We start from the raw sequence: 17,021 nt of genomic DNA on the forward strand, positions 1-17,021 counted from the left end.
CCGGCCCCGGGCCCCTCGTTCCCGGCCGCTCGGCGCCGGCCGCGCCCGGCGCCGGGGCTCAGGTGCGCGGACGGCCACCGGGGCCGAGGTCGCCCTCGGCCCGGGTGTCGCCGTCGCGCCGGGGGTGCCCGTCCGGGCCGGTGTCGCCGTCCTGCCAGGGGGCCTCGTCGGAGCGCGCCCCGGATCCGCGGTCGGTGACGTCGTCACGGCGTTCGCGCGAGGTGTCACCGCCGGTGGAGTCGTCCCGGTCCGGGTCGAGTGCCGCCGCGTCCCGGCGGTGGCTCTCCGCCTCCTGGCGCACCTTGTCGGCGTCCTCGGCACGGCGCTGGGCGTCCTGCTCGAGCCGGTCGGCCTCGATCCGGGCCTTCTCGGCCTCGGCGCGGGCCGCGTCCGCGTCCGCCTTGCGCTCGCGGGCCGAGAGGTCCTCCTCCTCGCTGCGCTCGCGCAGCTCGGCGGCGCGCTGCTGGTTCTCCCGCCGCTTCACGACCTCGCGCTCCTTCTTCTTGCGGCTCCCGGCCATCACGGCCAGGACGACCACGGCCAGCACCGCCACGGCCAGCACGATCCAGATCCAGGTTTCCATCGGATGTTCCTCCTCGGTAGGCCCCCACGTTCCTCAATAGAAGCAGAGCCGGACGGGCCCGGCTACCGGTCGAGCGTCCTGACATGAGGCACCGTGCGGGAGCGCCCCCTGACCGCGTCGCCCGTACCGGGCGCGCCGGGAACCGGGCGGCTCGCGCGGAGGGACCGCACCGGCCCCGTGCGGTCCCACCGGGGCGCCGGTCCGGGAGTCGCTCCTTGCCAGCACGGGTTTCGGCAGCACGCTCCGCGACCCGCCCCACGGCACCCCGGGGCCGCCCGGGCAGCGCGGGGCCCGGCCGGCAACCGTGGGACGCCCCGAGTGCCGCGAGGCGCGGGCGCAGCGGTGACCGAACATGACCCTCCGCGTCGCACCGGGGCGGCGCCGGGCGTGCGCCGCGGACCTCTCGGCGCGTCCCGCATGATCGGACATGTATTTGCTTTACTTAATGCACTCGTGCTCCGCCCGCCCTCCCGAGAGGACCTCGCCATGCGCCTCAACCCCGCCGGCCCCCTGATCACCATCGCCATCGGCCTGATCCTCTGGCTGGCCCTGCCCTCGGTGGTGGGACCGCTGAACCTCGCGCTGGCCGGCCAGATCATCTTCTGGGTGGGCGTCGCCTACCTCGCGCTGGTCCTGATCGCCGCCGCCGTGCCGTCCCGGCGCCGCTCCACCCGCCGCACCGTGGCGGACCCCGGCACCGGGGAGCGCATCGAGCGCTCCGACACCGACCTCATCTGACCGGCCCCGGGGCGCCCCTTCGGGGTGCCCCGGGCGAGGCCCGCCCCACGTGGAGCGATGCCGGCCTGAGCCCGCCTCCCGGCCCGCTGAACCCACCGGCTCCGCCCGGGACGCCCTGAGGTGTGCTGTCGGCTCGGGGCGGGGGGACCGGTGCGTGCGCGGGTCACGGGTCACGGATCGCGGTCAGCGGGCGCGGGGCGGCTCACACCAGGACGGGGACCTTCCGCAGGGCCTCCTGCAGTGCGCCCAGGACGAGGGCCACCGATCCGGCGTCGGCGTTGGGGCCCATCAGTCCGATCCGCCACACCGTGCTCGCGTACTCCTTCACGCCCGCCCCGATCTCCACGGAGAAGTGCTTCAGCAGGTAGGACCGCACCCGAGCGGAGTCGACGCCCTCGGGCACCTTGACCGTGGTCAGCTCGGGCAGGCGGTACCCCTCGGCGGCGAACAGCTCCAGGCCCATGTCCTGCAGGCCGGCCTGGAGCGCGTCGCCCGCGGCCTGGTGGCGGGCCCAGACGTTCTCCAGGCCCTCCTCCGAGATCCGGCGCAGCGCGGCGTCCAGGGACGCGATCATGGCCGTCGGCGCGGTGTGGTGGTAGGTCCGGGCGCTGCCCTGGGCCTCGCCCACGTAGCCGCCGAGCATGCCCAGGTCGAGGTACCAGGAGCGCGGGTGCTGCACCCGGCGCGCGAACGCGGCGTCCGAGATCGTGAACGGCGCCAGCCCGGGGGCGACCCCCAGGCACTTCTGGGTGCCCGCGTAGCCGAGGTCCACGCCCCAGTCGTCCGCGCGCAGCTCGATGCCGCCGATGGACGTGACCGCGTCCACGAGCAGCAGGGCATCGCCCTTGAGCTCGCCCAGCGCGGCGATGTCGGAGCGCACTCCCGTGGAGGTCTCCGCGTGCACCGCCGCGATGATCTTCGGGGACGGGTGCGCCTCCGCGACGCGCTGCGCATCGATCGGCTCCCCGTAGGGGAAGTCCACGCGCACCACCTCGGCGCCGCACCGGGCCGCGACGTCGCACATCCGCTCGCCGAACAGCCCGTTGACGGCGACGACGACGACGTCCCCCTCCTCCACCGTGTTGACGAACGCCGCCTCCATGCCGGCGGAGCCGGTGGCGCTCAGCGGCAGGGTGCGCCGGTTGTCCGTGCCCCAGACCGTGCGCAGGCCGTCGCAGGCGCTGTCCATGATGTCGAGGAAGGCGGGATCCAGGTGGCCGAGCAGCGGGTGGCCCAGAGCCGCCGTGGCCTCCGGGTAGGGGTTGGACGGGCCGGGGCCGAACAGGTGTCGCTGGATCAGGGGCACGGTGCACTCCTCAGGGGAACGGGTGGACGGGTCCGCCGACCAGCCTATGGCCTGCCTGCGTCGAACGCCGTCAGCGCACGGCCCCGCCGGCCGCCGGTGACCTCACGGGCGGCCGAGGCGGCGGAGCAGCGACCGGAGGCGCCGCTCCGGGACCCGATGCGGGGCGGCGCCGCCCGTGCGTCCGTCCGGGCGGCGGGGCTGCCGGGCGATCGCGGACCAGGACGCGAACATCGCGCTGCCCTCGGTGGCCGCCATGCGGTTCTGGAGCGTGGGGCGCCCCGCGGGGCCCTGGACCACACCGCTGCGCTTGTCGTAGGTGAAGCCGTCGTCGAGGACGATGTGCTCGTCCGTCTCGGTGACCACGGTGTACAGCACCACGTGCTCGCCGGAGTCCGCCCCGGGGTGGACGGCGGCCCGCGCGCCGGGGTGCGTGGCGCCGCCGTGGTTGAAGTCGAACAGGTCGGCCATGGGAGGAGCACCCTCCTGATGAGCTCGGGGATTTCCGGTGGCCGGTGCCGCGACGGGCCGGCCAGGGCCTGGTGGGGTGCGGGCCCGTTGCGGCGCATGGGTGCTCCCCACTCTAGTGACCGGCCGCCGGGCGCTCCAGGGAGCGGGGAACGGGCCTGCCCGGTGACTTCCGGGACGGACGGCCGGCAACCCGCGGACGACCCGCCCGCCCGGGCTCAGTCCCCCAGGGGCTCAGTCCCGCGGGGTTGCCGGCACCCACCGGTGGGTCTCGTACATCCGCACGGCCACGACCAGGGCCGAGACGGCGCTGATGCCTGCGGCGGCCCAGACGGCGGCGCGCAGACCCATCAGGTCGGCCACGATCCCGCCCAGCACGGCCCCGACCGCGTAGCCCAGGTCCCGCCAGACGCGGTAGACGCCCACCGCCCGGCCGCGCCACGCCGGATGGGCGACGTCGCCGACCACCGCCAGGAGCGTCGGGTAGACCATCGCGGTGCCGGCCCCGAGCAGGACCGCACCGGCGGCCCAGCCGCCGAATCCCTCGCCCCGGGCGATGACGACCAGGGCGTTGACCGCCACCAGGAGGGTGAACTGGGCGGCGTTGGCGCGCAGTCCCAGGCGGACGGGTCGGGTCGCGCGGCGAGGCCTCGTGCCCCGGACCATGGCCGCCCCCTCCGGTGTGCCGGCCCGCCGGACGGCGAGCACCCTCATGCTCCGAGGAACCGAGAGCAGTGTTGTCAGCTGTGTTCCACGGTTCGTCGGAGGATCGACCGGGAGATCGGCGGCGACACGCAGTGCGAGGGGCCCGATGAACGCGGCGCACCCCCTTCCCGCCGGCACGCCGGGGCGCCTGTTGTGATCCGGCACACTCCTCGGTAACCTCTGGACAGGCCCACGGCGGGTCCGGTTCCCCGGGCCATCTACCAGGCAGAACCGCATCATCACCACGCAGCGGCCGCCGTCGGCGCACGGCCCCGCCCCGGCCCGGGGCGCCCCCGGCGGCACCCGCGCCCACCCCGGGAGATCCGCATGGACACAGACCCCACCCCGCCGCCCGACGCCCGGCAGCTGCTGCTCGAGGCCATCAACCTGGCGGTGGGAAACGCCGTCGTCGACGGCGGACCCTTCGGCGCCGTCGTCGTCGCCGCCGACGGCCGCCGCTTCACCGGCGTCAACCGCGTCACGGCCGACAACGACCCCACCGCGCACGCGGAGGTCATGGCGATCCGCGCCGCCTGCCGCGAGCTGGGCACCTTCGACCTCTCGGGCGCGACCCTCTACTCCAGCTGCGAACCGTGCCCCATGTGCCTGTCCGCCTCGCTGTGGGCGCGGCTGGACGCCGTCTGGTTCGCCGCGGACCGGCACGACGCGGCCTCCGGCGGCTTCGACGACGCCGAGTTCTACGAGTACTTCGCCAAGCCCGCGCACGAGCGGTCCCTGCCGGTGCGCCCGGTGCCCCTCGACGAGCGCACCGCACCGTTCGAGGCCTGGTCCCGGAACACCGCGCGCACGGCCTACTGAGTCCTCCGGGGCACCCTCCCGGTGCCGCGAAGACGTCCGGGCCCCCCGGCTGCGACACCGGGCGCCCCGGGCAGTCCCCGCACGTGGGAACGGGACCCGGCCCGCACTGTGAGCCGCCTTACGAAATGATGAACATTTATTTACATGTCAGTACCCTTGCATCGACGAGCCGCGGCCGGCTCACGGGTCCGATGTGCCATGCACGTGGGGGGACACCGGAGCACAGTCGGCCGAGCTCTCCAGGCGCCGCCCTCGTGCCGGTCCTCCGAGGGCGGCGCCTCCACGGCAGACAAACCCAGCGCCCTCTGCGCCCCGGGTTCACAAAAGCACTTGCCGCCCGGCCCTCGACGCCCCCCAGATCATCAGTAAACTGTGCTTTGCGTCACTTCCCGTCTTGTCGCTCCCACCGAGAGGCCGATCCCGTGAAGAAGTCCGCTCTGCTCGCAGCACCCGCCCTGGCCCTCGCGGCCCTCGCGCTGCCCACTGCCCCGGCCGCCGCGGCCGACAACATGTCCTTCCACGCCGAACTCGCTCCCGTCAACAACAGCACCGCCGCCGGCCACGCCGTCGTGGACGTCACAGGTCAGGAGGCCACGGTGACCGTCGAGGTCGCCGGAGCTCCCGCCCTGTTCCAGGGCGCACCGTATCCGCACGCCCAGCACATCCACATCGGGGGGCAGGGGGTGTGCGCTCCCCCGACGGCCGACGCCGACGGGGACGGCGCGGTCAGCTCCATGGAGGGCCAGCCCTGGACGGGTGGGATCGGGGCTTCCCTGACCACCTCCGGCGACACGACCCCGGCCTCGGCCGTGGCGGTCGACCGGTTCCCCGCCGGTGACGCCTACACCTACCAGCGGACCATCCCGGTGGACGCCGCGATGGTCGCGGCACTGCAGAACGGCACCGCAGTGGTCAACGTCCACGGCGCGGACCCGGCGGCCCTCTCGGCCGCGGCGCAGGCCAAGGTCAACCCGATGGCCCCGGACCTCCCCCTCGCCTCCGACATCCCGGTGGCGTGCGGCGTCCTCGCGCCCGCCCAGATGGCCGTGCCGGAGGGTCCTGCGGACACGGGCGTGGAGACCGCCGGGACCGGCTCGGACACGAACGGGATCATCGGTGCGGCCGTGCTCGGCCTGCTCGCGCTGGGCGCCGCCGTGGGCCTGCGCCGCCGGGCGGCCGGCGGACGCTGACCCGCGGACAGCAAATGGCCCGGCACCGCCGCGAGCCCCGCCACCTCCGCACGGGGGTGGCGGGGCTCGCCGTGGTCCTGGCCCTGTGGTGCACGGGGGACGGCCCCGCACCGGGGACGACGACGGAGCGCGGGTCGGTCGCGGAGCACATCGCCCCTCTCGCCACGGGCGCTCTGCCGGCACCGCCCCCGCCCGTTGGCCCGAGCGCCCCGGCGGGCTCGGTGCAGCCGCCGGCACCTGGGCCCGAGACGCTCCCGGCGTCGGAGCCGGTGCGCCTCTCGGTGGAGCGCATCGGCCTGGACGGCGACCTCGTGCAGCTGGGACTGCGCTCCGACCGGAGCCTGGAGGTCCCTCCGGAGGGTCCCGGCGCACCGGCCGGCTGGTACCGGCACTCGCCCACTCCGGGCGAGGCCGGCCCGTCCGTGCTGCTGGGCCACGTCAACGCCACCGGCGGGGGCCCCGGCGTGTTCGCCGAGCTGCACCGGCTGACCCCCGGGGACCGGATCACCGTGACGCGTCAGGACGGTTCTGCGGCGGTGTTCGCCGTGGACGCCGTCGAGCGGTACGACAAGGCCGCGTTCCCCACGCTGCGCGTCTACGGCAACACCGCCGGCCCGGAGCTGCGCCTGATCACCTGCGACGGCTACGACCCCGCGACCGGCTCCTTCGACGCGAACCTGGTCGTCCACGCGTCCCTGCTCCACGACTGAGCGACCGGGCCCGCCCCCTGCCCCACGGGGCCGTGGTGGGGAGGGCTGCTAGATCAGCCCGTCCGTGAGGTGGTTCGGCGTGCCGAAGCGGTGCGCGGTGATGCTCACGGCCTGCTCGTGCAGGAACGGCAGCATCTCGACCCGGCCCGCGGCGGTGACGGGGTGGGCGTAGACGGCCACGTCCGGACGGGACCCGGTCGCGGCGATGAAGGCCGCGCGGTCCCCGCCGATCAGCCGGACGCGTCCGCCCCCGAGGGCCGGGGCGCCGGCCAGCCAGGCGGCGTCGTCCTCCACCCGCACGGGCACGTCGCGACCGCTCAGCACGGCGCGCACGGGGGCGGTCAGCTCGCGCGCCGAGGAGACGGTCAGCTCGGCGCCGGCGCGCAGACCGGCGGCGAGCACGCGCAGCAGGTCAGCGAGGGGCTCGCCCTCGGACAGGCGCACCGTCACGGGCAGGGGCAGGTAGCGGAAGACGTTGCGCTCGGCGTAGAGCTGCGAGACGTCCCGGGCGACCCCGAACTCCCCGGCCCAGGCGGCCTCGTCGCTGCGCAGCGATCGCTCGAGGGTCTGCGCCTCGGCGGCGGTGAGGCCCGCCGTCCCCGCGTGCGCGGCCTGCAGCAGCTGGGCGACCGCGGTGTCGGCCACGGGGCGCCCGGCGCCGCGCAGCGGCGCGGGCTCCCACTCGCCCAGGCCCATGAGGTAGCTCGGGCCGCCGGCCTTGGTGCCCGGGCCGACCGCCGACTTCTTCCAGCCGCCGAAGGGCTGGCGCTGGACGATGGCGCCGGTGATCCCGCGGTTGACGTAGACGTTGCCGGCCTGGACGTGCTCGAGCCAGTAGCCGATCTCCTCCGGGTCCAGGGAGTGCAGCCCGCCGGTGAGGCCGTACTCGACCTCGTTCTGCAGCGCCACGGCCTCCTCCAGGGTCCCGGCGGTCATCACGCCGAGCACGGGCCCGAAGTACTCCACCAGGTGGAACTCCGAGCCGCGCTGCACGCCCGTGCGCACGCCCGGGGACCACAGCCGGCCGGTCTCGTCGAGCTGCCGCGGCTCGATCAGCCAGGACTGGCCCTCCTCGAGGGTGGTCAGGGCCTGGAGCAGCTTGCCCTCGGCGGGCTCGGTGAGCGGGCCCATCTGCGCGGCCGGGTTGGTCGGGTGGTCGACGGTGAGGGAGGTGACCGCGTCGACGAGCTGGTTGCGGAACCGGCGTGACGTCGCCACGGAGCCGACGAGGATCACCAGGGAGGCCGCCGAGCACTTCTGCCCGGCGTGGCCGAACGCCGAGTAGGCGACGTCCTTGGCCGCGAGGTCGAAGTCGGCGCTGGGCGTGACGATCAGGGCGTTCTTCCCGGAGGTCTCGGCCAGCAGCGGCAGGTCGGAGCGGAAGGAGCGGAAGAGCTCCGCGGTCTCGTAGGCGCCGGTGAGGATCAGCCGGTCCACCGCGGGGTGGGAGATCAGCTGGCGGCCGAGGGCGCGCTCCTCGAGGTCCACGAGGGCGAGCACGTCGCGGGAGATCCCGGAGGCGTCCAGTGCCTCCCAGAGGGCCTCGGCCACCACGGCGCCGCAGCGCTTCGTCGGGCCGGCCGGCTTGAACACCACCGGGGAGCCGGCGGCGAGGGCCGCCAGCACCGAGCCGGCGGGGATGGCCACCGGGAAGTTCCACGGCGGGGTGACGACGGTGAGCCGGGAGGGCACGAAGGACGCGCCGTCGACCTCGTCCAGCTCGCGGGCGCGCTCGGCGTAGTAGTGGGCGAAGTCGATGGCCTCGCTGATCTCGGGGTCCGACTGGTCGAGGGTCTTGCCCGCCTCCGCGGCCGCGACCTCGAGCAGCTCGGCGCGGCGGGCGGCCAGGGCGTGGCCGGCGCGGTGGAGCACCTCGGCCCGCTGGGCGCCGGTCAGTCCGGCCCAGCCGCGGCCGGCCTCGAGGGCGGCCGCGATGACGCGGTCGAGCTGCTCCTCGGTCTGCATCGCCGCGGCGGCGACGGTCTCCACCCCGGCCGTCGAGCCGGGGACCCGGTCGAGGATCGCCCGGCCCCAGTCCCGGTTGGCGGCCACGGCCGGGTCGGTGTCCGGGGTGTTGGTGAAGCCGTCGGCCGGGGCGGGCGCCTCGGGCAGGCTGCGGTCCTGGACCCGGTTCGGCGGCGGGACGGTGTCGTCCAGGGCCGCCAGGGAGGCGAGGAAGCGCTGCTCCTCCCGTGCGAAGAGCTCCTCGTCCGCGGAGAGCTCGAAGACCGCGGACATGAAGTTCTCCTGGCTCGCGCCCTCCTCCAGCCGGCGGATCAGGTAGGCGATGGCCACGTCGAACTCGGCCGGGTGCACCACCGGGGTGTAGAGGAGCAGGGACCCGACGTCGGCCTTGACGGCCTCGGCCTGGCCCGTGGCCATGCCGAGCAGCATCTCGAAGTCGATCGCCCCGACCACGCCGCGCTCGGTGGCGAGCAGCCAGGCGAAGGCGATGTCGAAGAGGTTGTGCCCGGCCACGCCGATCCGGACGGCGTCGGCGTGCTCGGGCTGCAGCGCGTAGTTGAGCACGCGCTTGTAGTGGGTGTCCGAGTCCTGCTTGGTCCCCCACGTGGCCAGGGGCCAGTCGTGCAGGGAGGCCTCGACCTGCTCCATGGGAAGGTTCGCGCCCTTGACCACGCGCACCTTCACGGGGGCGCCGCCGGCGGCCCGGCGGGCGGCGGCCCACTCCTGCAGGCGGATCATCGCGGACAGGGCGTCGGGCAGGTAGGTCTGCAGCACGATGCCGGCCTCGAGGTCCCGGAACTGGGGCTGGTCGAGGATCCGGGTGAAGACCGCGAGGGTCATGTCCAGGTCCTTGTACTCCTCCATGTCCAGGTTGATGAACTTCGCCGGCGCGAACGAGGCGGCCCGGGCGTAGAGCGGGGTCAGCTTCTCGACGACCTCGGCCACGGCCTCGTCGAAGGCCCAGGGCGAGTGCGGGGCCACGGTGGAGGAGACCTTGATGGAGACGTAGTCCACGTCCGGGCGGGCCAGCAGGTCGTGGGTGCCCTGCAGCCGGCGGTCGGCCTCGCGGTCCCCGAGCACGGCCTCGCCCAGGAGGTTGACGTTGAGCCGGACGTCGTCCTTGCGGATCTTCGCGATCGACTTCCCGAGCTTGGCCTCGCTGGCGTCGACGATGAGGTGCCCGACCATCTCGCGCAGCGCCTTGCGGGCGGCCGGGATCACGACCTGCGGGGCGACCGGGGCCAGGGCCCCGCCCGCGCGCACCGCCGAGCGCAGGTACCACGGCAGGAAGCCGGGGACCTTCGGCGCCAGCCGGGCCAGGTTGCGGGCGGCGACCCGGAGGTCCTCGGGGCGGATGACGCCGTCGACGAAGCCGACCGTGAAGTCCAGGCCGGCGGGATCCTTGAGCACCCCGGCCAGCTGCTCTCCCGAGGCGTCCTTGGGGAACTGCTCGGCCTCGGTGAGCCAGCGGCGCACCGTGGCGACGGCCTGCTCGGGGAGCGACGCCGGGATGGCGGCGTGGGGAAGGGTGCGTCCGTTCTCGGGCCGGCCGGGAATCTGCGCTGCCTGAGGGACGGGGATCGTGGTCATGGGTGTTACTCCCTGGGTCTGGGCCGAAAGCACTGCGGTAGGTCCACTATGCGCCTCAGAACGATTCGGATAAAGTGATGTTTTCCACAGATCATTCATCAGTGGAACTGACCCTTGGAGGACGGCGCCGTGCTGGATGTGCGCAAGCTGCGGCTGTTGCGGGAACTCGCCCTGCGCGGCACCCTGGCGGAGGTCGCCGCCGCCCTGAACTTCAGCCCCTCGGCGGTCTCCCAGCAGCTCTCGGCGCTGGAGAAGGAGGCAGGGGTCGCCCTGCTCTCCAAGGCCGGGCGGCGGGTCCAGCTCACCCCGCAGGCGGAGATCCTGGTGGCGCGCACCACCGAGCTGCTGGACGTCCTGGAGCGCACCGAGTCGGACCTGGCGGCGTCGCTGAGCACGGTCACCGGCACCGTGCGGGTCGCCGTGTTCCAGTCCGCGGCCCTGGCGCTGATGCCGGAGGTGCTGGGCACCATGCGCCGCGAGCACCCGGAGGTGCGGGTGGAGATGGTGCAGGCCGAGCCGGAGCGGGCCCTCTACGAGACCTGGACCCGGGAGTTCGACGTGGTCGTGGCGGAGCAGTACCCGAACCACGCCGCCGCCCACCACCCGGACCTGGACCGGCGGCGGCTGATCACGGACGCCATCCGCCTGGCCGTCCCCCCCGGCCCCGAGCACGCGTCCGTCACCTCCCTGCGGGACGCCCAGGAGCTCCCCTGGGTCATGGAGCCACGGGGAGCCGCCTCGCGGCACTGGGGCGAGCAGCTGTGCCGGCGGGCGGGCTTCGAGCCCGACGTCCGGTTCTCGACGGCGGACCTGCAGGCGCAGACCCGGCTCGTGGAGTCCGGCAACGCCGTGGCGCTCATGCCGGACCTCATGTGGGTGCGCGGGGACCCGCCCTGCCGGCTGGTCGACCTGCCGTCCGGGCCCCGGCGGACGGTGTTCACCTCGATCCGCGGGGCGAGCGCGCACCGCCCGGCGATCCTCGCGCTGCGCGCCGCCCTCGAGTCGGTGGCCGCCGGCCTGACCGAGCGGATGGACTGAGCCGTGGCACCGGGACGTCCCGGCGCGGGTGGCACCGCCCCGCGCGCACCGCGCACCGCGCCCCCGGCGGCGACCCCGTGAGCACCGACCGGCCGGCCTGGTACACCGCCGAGGAGATCGCCGCACGGGTCTCCCCCGACCGGGCCCGTCGCCTGGTGGCGCAGGTGCTCGTCGAGGGTTTCGACCCCGCGACGGACCCCGCCCGGATCAGCACCCCGGCCGGTTCCGGGCACCTGTTGCTGATGCCCTCGACGATCGCCGGGTGGACCGGCGTCAAGGTCGCCTCCGTGGCCCGGGACAACCCGGCCCGGGGACTGCCACGCATCCAGGCCGTGCACGTCCTCCTGGACGCCGCGACCCTCACGCCCCGGGCCCTCGTGGACGGGTCGGCCCTGACGGCGCTGCGCACCCCGGCCGTCTCGGCGGTGGCCGCGGACGCCCTGGCGCCCGCGGACGCGGCGCACCTCGTCGTGTTCGGGACGGGCCCCCAGGCCGTCGGTCACGCGGTGGCCCTCGCGCGCGTCCGGGAGCTGCGGCGCGTCACGGTGGTGGGGCGCAGCGCGGACAAGGTCCGCGCCGTCCTGCACCGGCTCGCCGACCTCGGGCCGGAGGCCGTCGCGGGGACCGCGGCCGACGTCGCCCACGCCGACGTGGTGGTCTGCGCGACGTCGGCGGCCGAGCCGCTCTTCGACGGCTCCCTGGTCCGGGACGGCGCCTGCGTCGTGGCGATCGGCTCGCACGAGACCGGCCGGCGGGAGCTCGACACCGGGCTCATGGGCCGTTCCCTCGTGGTGGTGGAGGACCGCGCCACCGCGCGGCGCGAGGCCGGCGACGTCGTCCTGGCCCAGCGGGACGGGGCGCTTCCCGAGGACGCGCTCGTGCCGCTGCGCGACGTGGTCACCGGCGCGGTCGTCCGCCGGGACGACGTCCCCAACGTCTTCAAGGGCGTCGGGATGCCCTGGCAGGACCTCGCCGTGGCCGTGGGCGTGCTGGAGACGGACCGCTGAGCAAAGCGGAGCGCTACGGGCGGGCCGCGGCCCGTCCCGTGAGCGCCCGGCGCAGCCGGTCGTCCGCGACCTGCTCCAGCAGCCACGGGCTGAGCAGGAACGGTGCGGCCTCCGCCGCGGCGAACAGCTCCTCCGGGGCGATCCAGGCGACCTCCGCGACCTCCGCGGGCAGCGGCCGGGGCTGCCCGGTGGCCCGCGCCACGTAGACGGGGCAGAACTCGTTCTCCACGATCCCGGAGGCGTCCACCGCCCGGTAGCGGAAGTCGGGCAGCACCTCCGTCATCCCCGTCACCGCGAAGCCCAGCTCCTGGCCGGCCCGGCGTGCGATGGCCTCGACGAACCCCTCGCCGGGGCCCGGGTGGCCGCAGAAGCTGTTGGTCCACACCCCGGGCCAGGTCTTCTTCGCGAGCGCCCGGCGGGTCAGCAGCAGCCGCCCGTCGTCGTCGAGGACGTAGCACGAGACCGCGAGGTGCAGGGGGGTGTCCGTGGTGTGCACCCCGGCCTTGGGCGCGGTCCCGATGGGACGGTGCGCGTCGTCCAGGAGGACGACTTCTTCGGCTGACATGGGCCTCGTTCCGGTCGGCGGGCGGGTGACGGTGCGCGTCCATTCTCGCAGGGTCCGCGGGTCGGCGGTACGCGGGTCCGTCGAGTGGACAACGGGGCGCGGGCGGAGCACGATCGGGAACCATGCGACGACGTCGGCCCGCCCCCGCCCCCCTGCCGCTGCGGGACGGGGTGGACCCGGTCCGGGTGCGGCTGCCGGCCGCGGAGGCCGGAGCCCCCGGGACCGTCCGCCGCTATCTGCTGAGCAGGTTCCCCGCGTCCGCCGCCGAGCTCGAGGAGCTCTTCGCGGCCGGGGGGATCGTCGACGACGTCGGGCGGCCCCTCGCCCACGACGCCCCCTTCCGCGCCGGCGGCTCGGTCTGGTACCACCGCGCCCTGCCCGAGGAACCAGAGCTGCCCGGGGACCTGCCGGTGCTGTTCGAGGACGAGTGGCTGCTGGCGGTCGACAAGCCGCACGGGCTGCCCACCACACCGCGCGGCGGGTTCGTGGCGCAGAGCGCGCTCGTGAAGCTGCGCCGCTCCCGCCGCGAGGACCGGCTCTCCCCGCTGCACCGGCTCGACCGCGGCACCGCCGGGGTCCTGCTGCTCTCGCGGGACCCCGCCACCCGGGGCCGGTTCCAGACCCTCTTCCAGGAGCGGGCGGTGGCCAAGGAGTACGAGGCCGTGGCCGGGCACCGGCCCGGGCTGCGCCTCCCCCGCCTCGTCGAGTCCTGCATCGTCAAGGACCGCACGTCACTGCAGGCGCGGGAGGTGCCCGGCCCCGTCAACGCCCGCACCGCGGTCGAGGGGGCCGGGCCGCCGTTCGCGGACGCGGAGGGGACGTGGGCCCGCTACACGCTCCGGCCCGAGACGGGGCGCACCCACCAGATCCGGGTGCACCTGGCCGGGCTGGGCATCCCCGTGCGCCACGACCCACTGTACCCGGAGGTGCGGCCGGCCGGCGCCGAGGACCCCGGCCGGCCGCTGCAGCTGCTGGCCCGCCGGATCGCCCTCGTCCACCCGGTGACCGGCGAGCGGCTCGTGCTCGAGAGCCGCCGCGCCCTGATGCCCGGGGACGCCGCGTGAACGCTCCGCGCGCTCCCCGGGCGACGGGCCGCGTCCCGGCGCCGGACGTGGCCCGGGGGCTCATGCTCTGGGTCATCGCGGTCGCCAACGTCACCGTGTGGATCTGGGCGACCGGGCCCACCGACGGCCCTCGGGACCGGACGCTGGGGACCGGTGCGGACACCGCGGGGTGGACGGCGGACGACGTCGTCAACATGGCCATGTCGATGCTGGTGGACGGCCGCGGCTTCCCCCTGTTCTCGTTCCTGGTGGGCTACGGCGTGGGCCAGATCGCCGCGCGGGAGGCCGCCCGCGGCACCCCGCTGCCCCTGGCGCGCCGGCTGCTGCTCCGGCGCTACGGGTGGCTGGTCCTCATCGGGGCCCTGCACGCGTGCCTGCTCTTCCCCGGGGACATCATCACCGCCTACGCGTTCGGAGGGCTCTTCCTCTCGGTGCTGCTCGTCGAGAGCACGCGCACCCTCGTGGTCCTCTCCGCCCTCGGCTCGGTGCTCATGGTCCTCTACGGCGCCGCGAGCTGGTCCGTGCGGACACCCGGCACGCCGTCCTTCCCCAGCCTGGTGGCGGACTCCGTCCCGGAGCGGCTGCCCCTCGGGCTCGTCGAGGGGCTCGGGGTGGTGTCCTTCGCCCCGCTCCAGCTGCTGGGCCTGCTGCCCATGCTGCTGCTCGGGCTGGCCCTGAGCCGGTACCGCGTGCTCGAGGACCCCGGGCCGCGCCGCGGCCGGCTGCTCGTCACCGCGCTGGCCTGCATCGGTCTCGGGCTGCTCACGGGCGTCGGCACCGGGCTCCTGACCACGGACCGGCTCGAGCCCTCGCCGGCCGCCGGGTCCGTGCTGACCGGCGTGGACGCGCTGACCGGGGCCGCGCAGGGGATCGGCTACGCGCTCGTGGTGGCGCTGGTCTGCGAGCGGGTGCTGCACCCCGACCCGGGTGCCGGGGCGGTCGCGCTGCGGGCGCGGGAGCATCCCGCGCTGTGGTCGCTGCAGGCCCTCGGCCGCCGGTCGATGAGCGGCTATCTCGCGCAGTCCGTGCTGTTCACCGTGCTGCTGCCCCCGTTCGCGCTGGGGCTCGGCCGCTCCCTGACGCCCACCGCCGCGCTGCTGCTCGGCTCGGCCGTGTGGCTGGTCACGCTCCTCGGCGCGGCCCTGCTGGAACGGCGTAGCCTGCCCGGACCGGCCGAGACGCTGCACCGGAGGCTCTTCCTCGGGCCCGCGCGGGACCGCAGCGGGCCTCCGCCCCCGGCGAGCGCCTAGGCTCGGGAGCAGCACCTCTCCCCCGCCAGCACAGGAGCCCCCATGCCCCGGACGACCGGCCCGAGCGCCGCGCACCGCCCCGCGACCGCCGAGCCCACCGCACGCGATGCGCACACCGAGGACGCCGGGGCGGCCACCACGGCCGCGGAGCGCGCCGACAAGGCGGCCCACTCGGTCCGCGAGCTCTTCGCCGTGCGCGCGCTGGGGGTGCCCGGCACGCTGCTCGGCGCCCCGGCGCACCCGCGCCCCACGTCCCCGAGGGCCCCGTGGCACTACTGGTGGCAGGCGCACCTGCTCGACGCACTGGTGGACGCCGGACTCCGGCACCGGGACGATCCCGCGCGGGCCCGGTGGTTCCGCCGCGAGGGGCACCGCCTGCTGCGGGGCATCACCCTGCGCAGCGGCGGCCGGGTGACCCACAACTCCTACTACGACGACATGGCGTGGCTGCTGCTGGCCGTGGGCCGTCTCGCCGAGCTGGACCGTGCCCTGACCGGCCGGCCGGACGTGGCGTGCCTCGACGCGGGCAGCGCCCTGCTCGCCCGGCTCGAGCGGGGCCACACCGGGGACCTCGGCGGCGGCGTCTTCTGGAACACCCGCCACGACGTCAAGAACACGGCGTCCTCCGCGCCCACGGCCCTCGGCTTCGTGCGCACGCACCGCCCGGAGCAGGCCGGCGCGGTGCTCGACTGGCTGCGGACCACCCTCTGGAGCCCGGAGCGGAAGGTCTTCCACGACGGCCTGCACCTGGTCGCCGCCGGATCCGGCACCGAGGTGACGCGCCGGGACGAGAGACTGTTCAGCTACAACTCGGGGCCCGTGCTCGGTGTGCTCCTCGAGCTCGCCGATGCCCCGGGCACGGGCGAGGAGGACCGGGCGGACCTGCTGCGCACGGCCGCGGACGTGGTGGTCGGCGCCGCGCAGGAGTACGGCCGCGAGCTGGACGGGCGCCCCGTCCTGCGCACCCACGGCGGTGGGGACGGCGGCCTGTTCAGCGGGATCCTGGCCCGCTACCTCGCCGACGCCGCCCTGCACCCGGCTCTGCCCGGCGCGGCGCGCCGCACCGCGGCCGGGCTCGTGGCGGGCACCGCCGACGCCCTGTGGGCGGGCCGGCGGGAGTTCGACCCGGCGGTGGACTTCAACGCGCCGGGCACCACGGCCCCGACGACCCCCGGGGGGACGGTGGCGATCTTCTCCCCGGACCCGGCGCGGCACGCCAACGAGTCGCAGCGCCCCGGCGTGCCGGTCGAGCTGTCCACCCAGGTCCAGGCGTGGACGGTCCTGGAGGCCGCCGCCCGGCTGGCCCGCCCGTGAGGCGGCCCGGGGCCACCGGCTCCGCTGAGCGCTGAACCGGCCGCCCGGGGCGGTCGCGACCGTGGCTCCGCCCGGGGTCTTGGGATAGAACAGCAGTATGAACTTCCTCCGCACCCCCGATCCGAACCCCGGTTGGCTCAACGAGGACGATCTGCAGGAGGCCCGCCGCCGCCTGCCGATGGTCTACGTGCAGGCCCTGCCGGTCCGGCTCGACCCCCTGGGCTACCTCTCCGAGATCGGGCTGCTGCTGCAGGCGACCCCCGAGGGCAAGATGATGTACACGTTCGTCTCCGGCCGGGTGCTGTACCGGGAGACCATCCGGGCGGCGCTGCTGCGCCACCTGGAGAAGGACCTGGGCGCCATGGCGTTCCCGCAGTTGCCGGTGTCCACCACCCCCTTCGCCGTGGCCGAGTTCTTCCCCTCGCCGTCCGAGACCGGGCTGACCGACGACCGGCAGCACGCCGTGGCGCTGAGCTACATCGTGCCGGTGCGCGGGGAGTGCAGCCCGCGCCAGGACGCCCTGCAGCTGTCCTGGATGAGCCCCGAGGAGGCGCTCAGTCCCGAGGTGCAGGCGGAGTTCGCGGGCGGTCGCGGGGACCTGGTGCGCCAGGCCGTGGCCCACGCCGGCTGGGGCCGCTGAGCGGCGCCACCGGCGCACAGGACCCGCCCGGCTCCGCGTCCTCACGGCACCCCGACCGGCGTCCTCGCGGTG

The 17,021-nt window shown here is 75.3% G+C and carries 16 protein-coding genes; 10 read left to right on the top strand and 6 right to left on the bottom strand.

Features of this window, described 5'->3' with window-relative positions; all coding sequences use genetic code 11:
• Nucleotides 1–58: 58 nt before the first annotated feature.
• Nucleotides 59–583, bottom strand: a complete 525-nt coding sequence (locus tag ACYVM4_RS14070; RefSeq protein WP_368821046.1) for a hypothetical protein — start codon at nt 581–583, stop codon at nt 59–61.
• A gap of 486 nt (nt 584–1,069) precedes the next feature.
• On the opposite strand from ACYVM4_RS14070, the gene ACYVM4_RS14075 reads away from it, so the two are divergent.
• Nucleotides 1,070–1,321 carry a DUF6458 family protein gene (locus tag ACYVM4_RS14075; RefSeq protein WP_460668931.1) on the top strand — a complete coding sequence of 84 codons (252 nt, stop codon included), beginning with the start codon at nt 1,070–1,072 and terminating at the stop codon, nt 1,319–1,321.
• A 202-nt stretch (nt 1,322–1,523) separates the two neighbouring features.
• On the opposite strand, the gene ACYVM4_RS14080 is transcribed toward ACYVM4_RS14075, so the two are convergent.
• The 3 genes from ACYVM4_RS14080 to ACYVM4_RS14090 form a co-directional block, all read right to left on the bottom strand.
• Entirely contained in the window at nt 1,524–2,627 is a 1,104-nt protein-coding gene (locus tag ACYVM4_RS14080) for a pyridoxal-phosphate-dependent aminotransferase family protein (protein ID WP_460668932.1), read from the bottom strand.
• Between the two features lie 102 nt (nt 2,628–2,729).
• Nucleotides 2,730–3,095, bottom strand: coding sequence for a hypothetical protein (locus ACYVM4_RS14085; RefSeq protein WP_460668933.1), 366 nt, complete (start codon nt 3,093–3,095; stop codon nt 2,730–2,732).
• Between the two features lie 231 nt (nt 3,096–3,326).
• Nucleotides 3,327–3,806, bottom strand: a complete 480-nt coding sequence (locus ACYVM4_RS14090) for an MFS transporter (protein WP_460668934.1) — start codon at nt 3,804–3,806, stop codon at nt 3,327–3,329.
• A gap of 318 nt (nt 3,807–4,124) precedes the next feature.
• Here ACYVM4_RS14090 and ACYVM4_RS14095 point away from each other — a divergent pair, with 318 nt between their 5' ends.
• The 3 genes from ACYVM4_RS14095 to ACYVM4_RS14105 all read left to right on the top strand — a co-directional run bounded on the left by ACYVM4_RS14095 (nt 4,125) and on the right by ACYVM4_RS14105 (nt 6,516).
• A complete protein-coding gene (locus ACYVM4_RS14095; protein WP_460668935.1) occupies nt 4,125–4,616 on the top strand; it encodes a nucleoside deaminase in 492 nt (163 codons plus the stop codon).
• A 422-nt stretch (nt 4,617–5,038) separates the two neighbouring features.
• Entirely contained in the window at nt 5,039–5,806 is a 768-nt protein-coding gene (locus ACYVM4_RS14100; protein WP_460668936.1) for a hypothetical protein, read from the top strand.
• Nucleotides 5,807–5,820: 14 nt separating this feature from the next.
• Nucleotides 5,821–6,516 (top strand): class F sortase, encoded by a 696-nt coding sequence (locus tag ACYVM4_RS14105; RefSeq protein WP_368821039.1) that lies wholly within the window; start codon nt 5,821–5,823, stop codon nt 6,514–6,516.
• A gap of 48 nt (nt 6,517–6,564) precedes the next feature.
• Here ACYVM4_RS14105 and ACYVM4_RS14110 read toward each other — a convergent pair whose 3' ends face one another.
• Nucleotides 6,565–10,071: a bifunctional proline dehydrogenase/L-glutamate gamma-semialdehyde dehydrogenase gene (locus tag ACYVM4_RS14110; RefSeq protein WP_460668937.1), complete on the bottom strand. Its 3,507-nt coding sequence runs from the start codon at nt 10,069–10,071 to the stop codon at nt 6,565–6,567.
• A gap of 129 nt (nt 10,072–10,200) precedes the next feature.
• Here ACYVM4_RS14110 and ACYVM4_RS14115 point away from each other — a divergent pair, with 129 nt between their 5' ends.
• Complete coding sequence (locus tag ACYVM4_RS14115) at nt 10,201–11,109, top strand: LysR substrate-binding domain-containing protein (protein ID WP_460668938.1); 909 nt, start codon at nt 10,201–10,203, stop codon at nt 11,107–11,109.
• A 77-nt stretch (nt 11,110–11,186) separates the two neighbouring features.
• Nucleotides 11,187–12,116, top strand: a complete 930-nt coding sequence (locus tag ACYVM4_RS14120; RefSeq protein ID WP_460668939.1) for an ornithine cyclodeaminase family protein — start codon at nt 11,187–11,189, stop codon at nt 12,114–12,116.
• Between the two features lie 13 nt (nt 12,117–12,129).
• Here ACYVM4_RS14120 and idi read toward each other — a convergent pair whose 3' ends face one another.
• A complete protein-coding gene (idi, locus tag ACYVM4_RS14125; RefSeq protein WP_368821035.1) occupies nt 12,130–12,681 on the bottom strand; it encodes an isopentenyl-diphosphate Delta-isomerase in 552 nt (183 codons plus the stop codon).
• Nucleotides 12,682–12,803: 122 nt separating this feature from the next.
• On the opposite strand from idi, the gene ACYVM4_RS14130 reads away from it, so the two are divergent.
• The 4 genes from ACYVM4_RS14130 (at nt 12,804) to ACYVM4_RS14145 (ending at nt 16,949) form a co-directional block, all read left to right on the top strand.
• On the top strand, nt 12,804–13,745 hold the full coding sequence (locus tag ACYVM4_RS14130) for a pseudouridine synthase (RefSeq protein ID WP_460668940.1): 942 nt from the start codon (nt 12,804–12,806) through the stop codon (nt 13,743–13,745).
• Nucleotides 13,742–14,995, top strand: a complete 1,254-nt coding sequence (locus tag ACYVM4_RS14135) for a DUF418 domain-containing protein (protein ID WP_460668941.1) — start codon at nt 13,742–13,744, stop codon at nt 14,993–14,995. Before ACYVM4_RS14130 ends, ACYVM4_RS14135 begins: the two co-directional genes overlap by 4 nt.
• 42 nt (nt 14,996–15,037) lie before the next feature.
• A complete protein-coding gene (locus ACYVM4_RS14140; RefSeq protein ID WP_460668942.1) occupies nt 15,038–16,309 on the top strand; it encodes a glycoside hydrolase family 76 protein in 1,272 nt (423 codons plus the stop codon).
• A 97-nt stretch (nt 16,310–16,406) separates the two neighbouring features.
• The gene (locus ACYVM4_RS14145) at nt 16,407–16,949 is read left to right on the top strand and encodes an NUDIX hydrolase family protein (RefSeq protein WP_017833900.1); all 543 of its coding nucleotides are present in this window, start codon (nt 16,407–16,409) and stop codon (nt 16,947–16,949) included.
• Nucleotides 16,950–17,021: the final 72 nt, after the last annotated feature.

Source organism: Kocuria himachalensis (assembly GCF_054784195.1).

Bases quoted from the DNA above. Each gene is read 5' to 3' on its own strand.
- ACYVM4_RS14110 (WP_460668937.1), bottom strand. From the start codon at position 10,071: ATGACCACGATCCCCGTCCCTCAGGCAGCGCAGATTCCCGGCCGGCCC.
- ACYVM4_RS14145 (WP_017833900.1), top strand. From the start codon at position 16,407: ATGAACTTCCTCCGCACCCCCGATCCGAACCCCGGTTGGCTCAACGAG.
- ACYVM4_RS14075 (WP_460668931.1), top strand. From the start codon at position 1,070: ATGCGCCTCAACCCCGCCGGCCCCCTGATCACCATCGCCATCGGCCTG.
- ACYVM4_RS14140 (WP_460668942.1), top strand. From the start codon at position 15,038: ATGCCCCGGACGACCGGCCCGAGCGCCGCGCACCGCCCCGCGACCGCC.
- ACYVM4_RS14130 (WP_460668940.1), top strand. From the start codon at position 12,804: ATGCGACGACGTCGGCCCGCCCCCGCCCCCCTGCCGCTGCGGGACGGG.
- idi (WP_368821035.1), bottom strand. From the start codon at position 12,681: ATGTCAGCCGAAGAAGTCGTCCTCCTGGACGACGCGCACCGTCCCATC.
- ACYVM4_RS14090 (WP_460668934.1), bottom strand. From the start codon at position 3,806: ATGAGGGTGCTCGCCGTCCGGCGGGCCGGCACACCGGAGGGGGCGGCC.
- ACYVM4_RS14105 (WP_368821039.1), top strand. From the start codon at position 5,821: ATGGCCCGGCACCGCCGCGAGCCCCGCCACCTCCGCACGGGGGTGGCG.
- ACYVM4_RS14070 (WP_368821046.1), bottom strand. From the start codon at position 583: ATGGAAACCTGGATCTGGATCGTGCTGGCCGTGGCGGTGCTGGCCGTG.
- ACYVM4_RS14085 (WP_460668933.1), bottom strand. From the start codon at position 3,095: ATGGCCGACCTGTTCGACTTCAACCACGGCGGCGCCACGCACCCCGGC.
- ACYVM4_RS14095 (WP_460668935.1), top strand. From the start codon at position 4,125: ATGGACACAGACCCCACCCCGCCGCCCGACGCCCGGCAGCTGCTGCTC.